This is a genomic window from Phaeobacter sp. CC-HEC084, from assembly GCF_059429255.1.
Window position 1 is genome coordinate 2,098,553 of record NZ_JCAIJQ010000002.1, and the last position, 11,971, is coordinate 2,110,523.

The following is an 11,971-nucleotide window of genomic DNA, read 5'->3' on the forward strand; positions in this document are numbered from 1 at the left end:
CTTCGATCATTGAAGGCCTTCAACGACTCTCCAAAACTCTTGCCACGCGGCTCGCTGTTCAGGAGGAATGCCTTCTTCATCATCATTGGCAATTTGCTCTGGCGTTGCCCAGGCGATGCTGAGGGTTTTCGCCGAGCTACACAGCCGTTCTGCTTGATCACTGGCGAGTTCGGCTCCTAGAACTTCAGACAGGCCCGCCTTCCCCTCTGACACCTCAGTCATTGCATCAATGTGAGCCTGCACGCCAGCACGCTCCGCGTCCTTGGGAAAGGCTGCAATGAGCGCTTCGATAGCCGCTAAGTCGTGATCTCGCTGCCCTCCGCACGCCCACTTGATCGCGATCGGCTTCAAGAAGAAGTCAAAGCCAAAGAAGATATTTTGAGGTGGGTTTGTTTGAGCCGATGCTCCAGACGCTATCAAACTCAAGGGAATTACAGTCTGTTTTATCAAGTTAATCATCGCGAGTAGTTCCGCCCCATTTTGGAAGCATTCTGAGAGCCGCTCTCGTTGCCAAAGCCACCACAAGGCAGCGACATCGTCCCTCCGGCGGTTCCTCCAGCCAATCCCTAAAACTCTGCCGGTCTACAATCTCGCTGACGTCCAAATGTGCTGCCCCTTGTCAATCCCTGCCCTGCAATGCCTCCACCCTGCCCGCAGCCCCCTGCGGTTGCAAGCCTACCCTTGACCCTTGCTGCGCTCTGGCCCAGCCTGCCGCCCAACGAACACCTCTCTACGGAGCACCCCATGAAAACCCAATTCGATCAGGCCCTTCAGGACCGCTTGGTGCGCTATGCCGCCATCGACAGTCAAAGCGATGAGACCTCGCCCTCCTCCCCCAGCACCGCGATCCAATTCGATATGCTGAACCTGATGGTCGAGGAGTTGAAAGAGATCGGCGCGCAGGATGTGGAGCTGACCGAATACGGCACGGTACTCGCCACCGTGCCCGGCACGGCAGAGGGGCCGACCGTGGGTTTCCTCGCCCATGTGGACACCGCGCCGCAGTTCAACGCCACAGGGGTCAAGCCACGCGTGATCAAGGGCTATAATGGCGGCGACATCACATATCCCGACAATCCCGATCTGGTGCTCTCGCCCAAGGATCACCCCTATCTGGCGGGCAAGGAAGGGCATGACCTGATCACCGCCTCGGGCACCACCCTGCTCGGCGCCGATGACAAGGCGGGCGTTGCCGTGGTAATGACGCTGGCGCAGCACCTGATCGACAATCCAGACATCCCCCATGGCCCCATCCGCATCGCCTTTACCCCGGACGAAGAGATCGGCCGCGGCGTCGATCCGCAACTGCCCAAGGATCTTGGCGTCGATTTCGCCTATACGCTGGATGGCAGCGATTTGGGTGAGATCATCTATGAAAGCTTCTCGGCTGACCGCGCCGTGGTGACGATCAAGGGCGTGTCGATCCACCCCGGCTGGGCCAAGGAGAAGATGGTCAACGCAGCGCATCTGGCGTCCAAGATCATCCAGACCCTGCCACAGGCCACGATGACGCCGGAAACCACCGATGAGCGCGAGGGTTTCCTGCATGTGACCGACATGAACGGTGGCTCCTCCGAGATGGAGATCAAGCTGATCCTGCGCGATTTCGAGCGGGGCGGGCTGGCCGCAAAGGGTGATCTTCTGCGCAAGGTCTGCGACGCCGTGCAGGCAAGCGAGCCGCGCGCGGAGATCACCTGCGAGATCTACCCGCAGTATCGCAACATGCGTTACTGGCTGGAGGATGACATGACCCCGGTGGATCTGGCGCTGGAGGCCTGCAAGGCCAATGGGATCGAGCCGATCTCGATCCCGATCCGCGGCGGCACCGATGGATCGCGCCTGACCGAGCTTGGCGTGCCGACGCCGAATATCTTCTGCGGCATGCAATGCGTGCACGGACCGCTGGAATGGGTTTCGGTGCAGGACATGGCCGCGGCGACGAACGTCTGCCTGACCCTGGCGCAGCTGGCTGCGAAGAAGTAACCGGCCCCACCGCGCGGCACCCTGTCGCCGCCGCAGATGTAGAGAGAATGTCACGGCCTGCGCCGCGTTCCGGCGGCGCAGCTTGACCCCTCGCCTGCATCCGCTAAACCTTCGGGCTAGTCGTCAGGAGTCCGGCATGCAGCCTTATGAATACAAAGTGGTTCCCGCCCCGCATAAGGGCACCAAGGCTAAGGGCGTGAAAACCCCCGAGGATCGCTTTGCCCACTCGGTCGAGATCACCCTTAACCAGATGGCCGCTGAAGGCTGGGAATACCAGCGCGCAGAACTGCTGCCCTCGGACGAACGTTCCGGGCTGACCGGATCGACAACCAACTGGCGCAATGTGCTGATCTTCCGCCGTGCGCTGGCCCCTGCCCCCGTACAGCAGGCCCCAGCAGAGGACACAGCCGCGGCCGCCCCGCCGCTGACGGCCACAGCTGGTGATCCCGAAGCCCCCACAGGAGCAACCCCGGTTCCCGGTCCCGGCGCAGCGCAGATGCAGGGCGACGATGGTGTCGAAGAACTCAGCCCGGTTTCGGGCGTGACGACCGCGCTCAAAACCCGGGCCAGCCTGTCAGCGACGCGCGATCTGCCTGAAAAACCGACAGGCGATCCCGAAGACGACTCCGGAACCCGCTGAGGATACCGCGCCCGCCTGGGGCGCAATAAGCCGTGCTTAACTGCTGATATCCAGCGCCAGCGCGTGAATACGCGGCACGATATCACCCAATGCCTTGTGGACCGCGCGGTGCTGCTGAACCCGGTTCATCCCGGCGAAGGCCGCAGCGCGGATTTTCACATTAAAGTGACTCTCACCCGCACCGTCATGACCGGCATGTCCGATATGGCTGTCGCTGTCGTCGACGACCTCCAGATGGCTGGGCTGGAACGCCTCTTGCAGGCGCATTTCCATTTCGCTCTTCACGCTCATTTTCCGCTCACTCTCATAAAAATTTCCCCTCCCCCCTTCTATCTTCTGCCCCTTACACTAAACTGCTTGCTCCGAGTCGAGCAGATCCGTCTAGAAGGTGCGCCCCATGAGCAAATCAGATCCCTTTGGTTTCGATATGTCCGTCCGCTCCGCGAAAAAGAAAAACCCACGCGGGCGACGTGCCGTATCCGGAGCCTCAGAAACATCGGTGCGAACCTGCGCCAAGGACGGCTGCGAGGAAGCCGGCAAGTTCCGCGCCCCCAAAGCCCCCGATGTGCTGGATGAATACGTCTGGTTCTGTCAGGAGCACATCCGGGAATACAACCAGAAATGGAACTTCTTCCAGGGCACCACAGAGGCTGAATTGAACGCACAGGCCTCCAAAGACAAGGTCTGGGAACGGCAGACCCGCCCGATGGGCGACCCGGAGGCCCGCGCCTGGGCGCGCCTGGGCATTGAGGACCCGCATCAGGTGCTGGGGGCCAATGCCACCCGCAACCCCGGCAAGAACGCGAAATCCGGCCGCCGCCTGCCCGCCACCGAGCGCCGCGCACTTGAGATCCTGGAAGCCCGCGACGACTGGTCCAAGGCTGAGATCCGCAAGGCCTACAAGAAACTGATCAAGGTTCTGCACCCGGATATGAACGGCGGCGACCGCAGTCAGGAAGAACAGCTGCAAGAGGTTGTCTGGGCCTGGGACCAGCTGAAAGAGAGCCGCAGCTTCAAATAACCGATCTACGCATTTTGTGATCAGGGCCCCACCGGGGCCCTTTTCGTGCAGGATCTGGCCGTCGTACATTCTTCGCTCTAAGCCCGTTTCAGCGCTCCCCGTATACGCTCATAGCCTCTGCCACAGCCCGCCAAACATGCATCCATCGCGGTGAGACGTCGCGCAATTGTACCGCTCAACTACCTTTCGCTTGCCCTTCTCCGTCAGATCGGGCACCAATCCCCCGAATTACGCCCCCAAGACCGCCGGGGCACAGAGATAAGGATCGACTGCTATGAGCGACGGCATGCTGGATATGAATGCGAAACCGACCGAGACCATTTCGGTCCGTGATGTGTTCGGGATTGACACCGACATGACCGTCAAGGGCTTTGCCGAAGGCTCTGACCGGGTGCCGGCGCTGGATCCGACCTACAAGTTCGACCCCGACACCACGCTGGCCATCCTTGCTGGCTTCAGCCACAACCGCCGCGTGATGATCCAGGGCTATCACGGCACGGGTAAATCGACCCACATCGAACAGGTCGCTTCCCGCCTCAACTGGCCCTCGGTGCGCGTCAACCTCGACAGCCACATCTCCCGGATCGACCTGATCGGTAAGGATGCGATCAAACTTCGCGACGGCAAGCAGGTCACCGAATTCCACGAAGGCATCTTGCCTTGGGCGCTGCGCAATCCGGTTGCCATCGTATTCGACGAATACGATGCGGGCCGTGCCGACGTGATGTTCGTGATCCAGCGGGTTCTGGAGCATGACGGCAAGCTGACCCTGCTCGACCAGAACGAGATCATCACCCCGAACCCCTTCTTCCGCCTGTTTGCCACCGCGAACACCGTCGGTCTGGGCGATACCACGGGCCTTTACCACGGTACCCAGCAGATCAACCAGGCCCAGATGGACCGCTGGTCGCTGGTCTCCACGCTGAACTACCTCAGCCACGATGCCGAAACCGCCATCGTCCTGTCCAAGGCACCGCATTACAACACCGAGAAGGGCCGCAAGATCGTCAGCCAGATGGTCACCGTTGCGGATCTGACCCGGACCGCCTTCATGAACGGTGACCTGTCCACCGTGATGTCGCCGCGGACCGTGATCAACTGGTCGCAGAACGCCGAGATCTTCCGCGACGTGGGCTATGCCTTCCGCCTGTCGTTCCTGAACAAATGCGACGAGCTGGAACGTCAGACCGTGGCCGAGTTCTATCAGCGTTGCTTTGACGAGGAACTGCCCGAAAGCGCGGCAAACGTCGCCTGAACCCGGTAAGGACACTCCCATGCATATCGGCCTGATCGGTGGAATCGGCGTTGCAGCCACGGTGGTCTATTACCAGCGGCTGACGGCGGCGATGACCGCACGGGGCCTGCCGCTGGAGCTGACCATCGTCCATGCCGATGTGCAGGAGCTGATCCGCAACAATCTGTCGGACAAACGCGCGGCGCAGGCCGAAATCTATGCCGGGCTGATCGACCGTCTGCGCGGCGCCGGGGCCGATTGCGTTGCCATCACCTCTTTGGGTGGGCATTTCTGTTTCGACGAAACGGTGGCGCTGTCGTCCCTGCCGCTGGTCTCGGCCGTCACGCCGCTGGACGATTATTTTGCGGCACAGGGGCTGAACACCGTCGGTCTGCTGGGCACCCGCGTGGTGATGAAGACGGGCCTTTATGGGCAATTGAAGAAAACCCGCGCCGTGGCGCTGGAGGATGAGATCGAGGATCTGGGCCAAAGCTATCAGGACATGGCCGTCGCCGGGGTATGCACGCCGCAAAAGCGGGCGCTGTTCCTGGATGCAGGACAGCGGATGGTCGATGGTCTGGGCGCCGATGCCATCGTGCTGGCGGGCACCGATCTCAACCTGGCGTTTGACGGGCAGGATCCGGGCTATAGGGTGGTAGATGCGCTGGATGTGCATGTGGACCTGCTGGCGCGGCTGGCGGCCGATGAAGCCGACCTCGATGAAGTGAGAGCGAAAATATGAGCAAACCGACCGACAACCCGGCAGATCCGTTCAAAAAGGCGCTGGCCGAAGCGACCAAGGTGATGGCCGACGATTCCGAACTGTCGGTCAGCTACACGGTCGACCCGGCCGGGCTTTCGGGCGATTCCATGCGCCTGCCGCAGGTCTCCCGCCGGATGACGCGCGAGGAAGTGCTGTTGGCCCGCGGCACTGCGGATGCGCTCGCTTTGCGCCACAAGTTCCACGACGATGCCGTCCACGCGAAATACGCACCGCAAGGCGAGATGGCCCGTGATCTGTACGAGGCGATGGAAACCGCCCGCTGCGAGGCGATGGGCGCACGCCACATGCCCGGCACCGCCTCCAACATCGACGTCAAGATCCGCAACGAGGCGATCCGGCGCGGCTATGATCAGATGAAATCCTCGACCGAGGCGCCGCTGGCCGCTGCTGCGGGCTATCTGGTCCGGCAGATGGCCACGGGCCGCCCGCTGCCCGAAGGTGCTGCCAACGTGGCCGAGCTGTGGCGCGGTTATATCGAGGCCGAAGCCGGTGAAACGCTCGGCGACCTCGAAGAGAAGATTGCCGATCAGGCGGAATTCGCCCGCTTTGCCCGCCAGATCATCACCGATCTCGGCTATGGCGACCAGCTGGGCGATGACCCCGATCAGCCGGATGAGGATCAGGAAGACCAAGCCGAAGAGGACGCCGAAGAGCAGCAGGATCCCGACAGCTCCGGCGAAGATGATTCCGACGACGAACAGGCCGATGCGGATGCCGAACAGGCGCAGGAGCAGCAGCAAGACGAAAGCCAGGCCCAGGTCTCGATGGACGAGATGGCTGAGGACGAGCTGTCGGAAGAAACCGAAATGCCCGATGGCGAGGCGCCGCTGGACCCGCCCCCGCCGCCGCCTGCCTCAGAAGCGGATCCCGACTACAAGGTGTTCCTGGACACCCACGACGAGGAAATCGCCGCAGAAGATCTGGCCGAACCAGCCGAGCTGGAGCGCCTGCGCGCCTATCTCGATCAGCAGCTGGAACCGCTGAAGGGCGCCGTTTCCCGGCTTGCCAACAAGCTGCAGCGCCGTCTTCAGGCGCAGCAGAACCGCTCCTGGGAATTCGACCTGGAAGAAGGCATTCTGGACGCAGGCCGTCTCGCGCGCGTTGTCGCCAACCCGACCACCCCGCTGTCGTTCAAACGCGAAAAGGATACCGAGTTCCGCGACACCGTGGTGACGCTGCTTCTCGACAACTCCGGCTCGATGCGGGGACGTCCGATCTCGATCGCGGCGATCTGCGCCGACGTTCTCGCCCGCACCCTTGAACGCTGCAACGTGAAGGTCGAGATCCTCGGCTTTACCACCCGCGCCTGGAAGGGCGGCATGGCGCGCGAGGCCTGGCTGAACGAAGGCCGCCCGCAGCAGCCTGGTCGTCTGAACGATCTGCGCCACATCATCTACAAGGGTGCCGATGTACCATGGCGCCGCGCGCACCCGAACCTTGGCCTGATGATGAAAGAGGGCCTGTTGAAAGAGAACATCGACGGTGAGGCGCTGGAATGGGCGCACCGCCGGATGGTCGGCCGTCCCGAGGCGCGCAAGATCCTGATGGTGATTTCCGACGGCGCGCCGGTAGATGATTCTACCCTGTCGGTGAACCCGGCGAACTTCTTGGAAAAACACCTGCGCGATGTGATCGCCATGGTGGAGAAGAAAAAGCAAGTGGAGCTTCTGGCCATCGGCATCGGCCATGACGTCACCCGCTACTACGACCGCGCGGTGACCATTACCGATGTCGAACAACTCGCCGGAGCCATGACCGAACAGCTGGCGGCGCTGTTTGACAGCGACCCGCGCGCCCGCGCCCGTGTCATGGGCATCAAGAAGGCCAGTTAAGAGAGCCCCGGCATGGCGCAGCGCAAGATCGAATATTTCTACTCCACCCATTCCGCCTATGCCTATCTTGGCTCCAGGCGGCTGGCAGAAATCTGCGCGGCCCATGACTGCCAACTGATCCACCGCCCCTTTTTGTTGTCGCCGGTGGTGGAGCAGGCAGGCGGGCGTCCCTTTGCCGGGCGCAGTCAGGCGCATGTCGATTACTTCTTCGGGCGCGAGATCGAACGCTGGGCCGCCTATCGCGGTGTTCCGATCATTACCTACCGTCCGACCTACCATGACAACCCCCTGACCCTTTCCAGCGGCATGGTGATCATGGCCGAACGTCTGGGGCAGGACGTTGATGCCCTTACCCATGCGTTGCTTGAGGCGCATTGGCGCGATGACATCGACCTGATGAACCCCGAGCAGCTGTCACAGGCTGCACGAAACGCCGGGCTTGCCCCCGAACCGTTGCTTGAAGGTGCGATGGCGCCCGATGTGCAGGCGGCTCTACAGGCCAATACCGATGCGGCCCTGCGGATGCATCTGTTCGGATCACCGACCTATGTGCTGGATGGGGATCCCTATTACGGACAGGACCATCTGGAACTGCTGGAATTCGGCCTGCGCCAGCCCTTCCCAAACACGACCTTTCAGAACCCATCTGTCGGCACGGCCTGAATTTCCCGGGTTGCACCCGGCCCCGCTTCGCTGTTCTCTGGCGCTGTTGACACCCGCCAACGCAGGAGGCTCCCCATGTTTCAGTCATTCGACGTCACCGCCCGCCCGGATCAGGGGCCGCCCCGGCTGCAGGCACTGCGCGCAGAGCTGGATCGGGAGGCGCTGGATGGATTCCTCGTGCCCCGCGCCGATGCGCATCAGGGCGAATACGTCGCCCCGCGGGACGACCGGCTTGCCTGGCTGACCGGTTTTACCGGCTCTGCAGGGTTTTGCGCGGCCATGGCCCATGTCGCGGGTGTCTTCATCGACGGGCGCTACCGCACGCAGGTGAAACAGCAGGTCGCTGATGTCTATACCCCGGTGCCCTGGCCCGAGGTCCAGCTGCACGACTGGCTGAAGGAACAGCTGCCGGATGGCGGTCGCGTCGGGTTTGATCCATGGCTGCACGCCACCGGCCAGATCGCCGACCTGCGCAGACAGCTGGACGGCAGCGGCATCATGCTTGTCGATTGTGAAAACCTGGTGGACCGCATCTGGGAGGACCAGCCTGCACCGCCCGCAGAGCCCGTCATCGCCCACCCCGAGGCCTACGCCGGGGAAAGCGCCGCCGACAAATGCGGACGGCTGGCCAAGGGCCTGCGCGAGGCCGGACAAGAGGCCGCCCTTATCACCCTACCCGACAGCATCATGTGGCTGCTGAACATCCGCGGATCGGACATTCCACGCAATCCGGTCGCCCATGGCTTTGCCATCCTGCACAGTGATGCGCGTGTGGACCTGTTCATGGACCCGTCGAAACTGGAGGGGCTGACGGATCATCTGGGCGCAGGCGTAACCGTACATCCACCTGCCGGTTTCCTGAATGCCGTGGGCGCGCTCAATGGCGCCGTGGCGGTGGACCGGGACAGCCTGCCGCAGATCGTTGCCGAGACTCTAGGCGGCCGTCTTCAGCCGACAGGCGACCCCTGCGCCCTGCCCAAGGCCTGCAAGAACGCGGCAGAGATCGAAGGCAGCGCCGCCGCCCACCTGCGCGATGGCGCCGCTGTGGTGGAGCTGTTGGCTTGGCTCGACGACCAGGCCCCGGGCAGCATCACCGAAATCGACGTGGTCAAACAGCTGGAAACGCTGCGCCGCCGGGACGACAGGCTGCGCGATATCAGTTTTGACACCATTTCGGGCACCGGAGCCAATGGCGCCGTGATCCACTACCGCGTCACGGTCGAGACCGACACGGTACTGCAGGACGGCGATCTGCTGGTTCTGGACAGCGGCGGGCAGTATCTGGATGGCACCACCGACATCACACGCACCATTGCTATTGGCGCCCCGGGAGCCGAGGAACGCGCCGCCTTTACCCGCGTGCTGCAGGGCATGATCGCAATCTCGTGCCTGCGCTGGCCACAGGGACTGGCCGGGCGCGACATCGAGGCCATCGGGCGGATGCCGCTGTGGCTGGCCGGGCAGGATTTCAATCATGGTCTGGGCCATGGCGTCGGCGCCTACCTCAGCGTACACGAAGGCCCGCAGCGCCTCAGCCGTGCCTCTGCGGTACCGCTGCAGCCCGGCATGATCTTGTCCAATGAACCGGGATATTATCGCGAAGGCGGCTTTGGCATCCGGATCGAGAACCTGATCGTCGCCCAAAAGGCCCCTGCCCTGCCCGGCGGAGACGCAGAGCGTGACATGCTGGACTGGCGTACCTTGACCTTTGTCCCGATCGACCGGCGGCTGATTGACGCAGATATGCTATCAAGGGAAGAACGCGACTGGCTGAATGCTTATCATGCGCAGGTCGCCCAGAAAATCCGCCCGCAGATCAGCCCCGCCGCACAGGCCTGGCTGGATCAGGCGACTGCGGCGATCTGATACCCGGCTGTTACATTGCCGGGGCAAGACATGCATACCAATGACGAGATGGGGAAAATCACATGAGCAAGATCCGAATTCGCAAGGCAGATGGCACCTGGGTGGTGCGCTCGGGCGGGGCCGTTCTGGGCGAAACCAACCGCGCATTGGAGCTGAGCGAAGAGGGTCATGCGCCGGTCATCTATTTCCCGCGCGAAGACATCGCCATGGCCTTTCTAGATCCCAGCAGCAAGACAACGCATTGCCCGCACAAGGGCGATGCCTCCTATTTTTCCATCGTAAACAAATCCTCGGTGACCGAAGACGCTGTCTGGAGCTATGAGGACCCAATCAGTGACGTGGGCGAAATAAAAGGCTATTTGGCGTTTTATCCCAGTGACTCGGTGAAGATCGAACAGATCTGAATCTGCCGGGCCAGCAGGGCCGCGTTATACGCCACAGCTTCTAGGCGGCACAGCATTTTACCGGCGCTGTGCCGTTTTCGAAGCGATTAAGAACCGATTGCAATCATTAAATTTAAACTGACCGACAGCGGTACCGCGCGACCTGCGCGTATCATTAACAATTATACAAAATTTTGGGCCGCCTATACTTCCGCGCCCTTGCCAATGAGGGGTTCGAAGCTAGATCACGGTCGGCACCTATTCCGGCGCCCACGGCCGGTCAAAGCGGCCCATCAGGACCGCCCCGATATCAGGATTTCAAAGTGGCCCAACAGCCTGAAAGCAGATCAGCCCTACAACAGTACAGAACGGACCAAATGCCGTTTTGCCTGTTCCAGAGCTTCCCCCGACCCAAAGACATTTGCGTCTCTGGCGCATTCGATTGCGTAGTTGACCAACGCTTCGAGGGCCGCCTGTTCTTTGTCCTGCTCGCTCGTTTTGTTTTGTACTTCGACCTCTTTCGGGTCGAATTTATAAGTACGCATATTTTCCCTTCCGCACCCCATTTACGCCCGTTGCCGTTAACTTTACTTAAAAAAGCGGTTCATCCAATCCAGCGAAAGAAAAAATTAATAAATGCGTGACGTAGATACATCTCAGTTGAGTGGTCGCCTGCTTCGGGTCTTTTTAACAGTTTACGATGAAATGTCCGTCAGCAAGGCGGCTGAGCAGCTGAACATCAGCCAATCCACCGTCAGTCATAACCTGGAAAAACTGCGCTGCATCATAGGCGACAAGTTGTTCGTGCAGGCCGGGCGCGGCATCGTTCCCAGCCCACGCGCGGAACGCCTGGTGCCCAAGGTCCGACGCCTGTTGGCCCAGATGGATGCGCTGGTGGACCATGGGGAATACGTCCCCGCCAATGACCCCGATCCGTTTGTGATCGCCACCAACGGCGGCGTTCTTGTCCCCGAGGTCAACCGAACCTGCACGCGCATCTGGCAGGAAGTTCCCAGAAAACGCATGGTGTTCCGCGAGCTAGGCCCCAGCGCGAATGCCGAAAACCTGCTGGAGCGTGGGATTGCCGATTTTGCCATTGCCCCCCGCCCCGAAGTCTATCCCGCGACCCTGTGCCATGCGCATCTTTTCTCCGAGGGCTTCCGGGTCTTTTACGATCCTGAGGTGCGCGGACCGGTAAAGGACGTCTACGACTACTCTGGCGCCAGCCATGCCACGCTGGATTTCGGCGGCCCCTACAAAAGCACCGTGCAGAGCGCGCTGGAGGCCCTCAACCTGTCACGCGACATTGCCGTCAGCGTGCCGAATGTCTGGCTGCTGGCCGAGGTGATCCGTGGCACCGACACGGTTGCCACCCTGCCGGCCATGCTAATAAATTCTGCGTTCCGGGGGTTCAGCAGTTCTCCGCTACCGCTGAGCGTTCCGGATGCAGAATTTGATCTGGTCTGGCATCGCCGGTTCGATGGATCATCCCGATTGGCATGGCTACGTGAGATTCTCACCGAAACCCTGAAACAGCCCGCCAGCTGAGGCACACCAGAACCGCC

Annotated in this window: 13 protein-coding genes; 10 read left to right on the forward strand and 3 right to left on the reverse strand. The window is 61.6% G+C overall.

Annotated features, from left to right (window positions below; all coding sequences use genetic code 11):
• Nucleotides 1-6 precede the first annotated feature (6 nt).
• Nucleotides 7-459 carry a hypothetical protein gene (locus AC5SSZ_RS10225; RefSeq protein ID WP_274868127.1) on the reverse strand — a complete coding sequence of 151 codons (453 nt, stop codon included), beginning with the start codon at nt 457-459 and terminating at the stop codon, nt 7-9.
• Nucleotides 460-744: 285 nt separating this feature from the next.
• Here AC5SSZ_RS10225 and pepT point away from each other — a divergent pair, with 285 nt between their 5' ends.
• Together pepT and AC5SSZ_RS10235 are read left to right on the forward strand one after the other, a co-directional pair.
• A complete protein-coding gene (pepT, locus tag AC5SSZ_RS10230; protein ID WP_495438120.1) occupies nt 745-1,983 on the forward strand; it encodes a peptidase T in 1,239 nt (412 codons plus the stop codon).
• A 136-nt stretch (nt 1,984-2,119) separates the two neighbouring features.
• Nucleotides 2,120-2,623: a DUF4177 domain-containing protein gene (locus AC5SSZ_RS10235; RefSeq protein WP_274828886.1), complete on the forward strand. Its 504-nt coding sequence runs from the start codon at nt 2,120-2,122 to the stop codon at nt 2,621-2,623.
• Nucleotides 2,624-2,659: 36 nt separating this feature from the next.
• Here AC5SSZ_RS10235 and AC5SSZ_RS10240 read toward each other — a convergent pair whose 3' ends face one another.
• On the reverse strand, nt 2,660-2,914 hold the full coding sequence (locus AC5SSZ_RS10240; protein ID WP_495438121.1) for a BolA family protein: 255 nt from the start codon (nt 2,912-2,914) through the stop codon (nt 2,660-2,662).
• 106 nt (nt 2,915-3,020) lie between these two features.
• Between AC5SSZ_RS10240 and AC5SSZ_RS10245 the strand changes: the two genes are divergently transcribed.
• The 7 genes from AC5SSZ_RS10245 (at nt 3,021) to AC5SSZ_RS10275 (ending at nt 10,427) form a co-directional block, all read left to right on the forward strand.
• A complete protein-coding gene (locus AC5SSZ_RS10245; RefSeq protein ID WP_065273068.1) occupies nt 3,021-3,644 on the forward strand; it encodes a J domain-containing protein in 624 nt (207 codons plus the stop codon).
• A 274-nt stretch (nt 3,645-3,918) separates the two neighbouring features.
• Nucleotides 3,919-4,899, forward strand: coding sequence for a cobaltochelatase subunit CobS (cobS, locus tag AC5SSZ_RS10250; protein WP_065273067.1), 981 nt, complete (start codon nt 3,919-3,921; stop codon nt 4,897-4,899).
• Nucleotides 4,900-4,918: 19 nt separating this feature from the next.
• Nucleotides 4,919-5,620, forward strand: a complete 702-nt coding sequence (locus AC5SSZ_RS10255) for an aspartate/glutamate racemase family protein (RefSeq protein WP_495438122.1) — start codon at nt 4,919-4,921, stop codon at nt 5,618-5,620.
• Nucleotides 5,617-7,494: a cobaltochelatase subunit CobT gene (gene cobT, locus AC5SSZ_RS10260; RefSeq protein WP_065273065.1), complete on the forward strand. Its 1,878-nt coding sequence runs from the start codon at nt 5,617-5,619 to the stop codon at nt 7,492-7,494. Before AC5SSZ_RS10255 ends, cobT begins: the two co-directional genes overlap by 4 nt.
• A 12-nt stretch (nt 7,495-7,506) precedes the next feature.
• Entirely contained in the window at nt 7,507-8,157 is a 651-nt protein-coding gene (locus tag AC5SSZ_RS10265; protein WP_495438123.1) for a 2-hydroxychromene-2-carboxylate isomerase, read from the forward strand.
• A gap of 75 nt (nt 8,158-8,232) precedes the next feature.
• Nucleotides 8,233-10,023, forward strand: coding sequence for an aminopeptidase P family protein (locus tag AC5SSZ_RS10270; protein WP_495438124.1), 1,791 nt, complete (start codon nt 8,233-8,235; stop codon nt 10,021-10,023).
• Between the two features lie 62 nt (nt 10,024-10,085).
• A complete protein-coding gene (locus tag AC5SSZ_RS10275) occupies nt 10,086-10,427 on the forward strand; it encodes a DUF427 domain-containing protein (protein WP_274828896.1) in 342 nt (113 codons plus the stop codon).
• A gap of 332 nt (nt 10,428-10,759) precedes the next feature.
• Here AC5SSZ_RS10275 and AC5SSZ_RS10280 read toward each other — a convergent pair whose 3' ends face one another.
• Complete coding sequence (locus AC5SSZ_RS10280; protein ID WP_065273789.1) at nt 10,760-10,951, reverse strand: hypothetical protein; 192 nt, start codon at nt 10,949-10,951, stop codon at nt 10,760-10,762.
• Between the two features lie 91 nt (nt 10,952-11,042).
• On the opposite strand from AC5SSZ_RS10280, the gene AC5SSZ_RS10285 reads away from it, so the two are divergent.
• Nucleotides 11,043-11,954 carry a LysR family transcriptional regulator gene (locus AC5SSZ_RS10285; RefSeq protein WP_274828898.1) on the forward strand — a complete coding sequence of 304 codons (912 nt, stop codon included), beginning with the start codon at nt 11,043-11,045 and terminating at the stop codon, nt 11,952-11,954.
• Nucleotides 11,955-11,971: the final 17 nt, after the last annotated feature.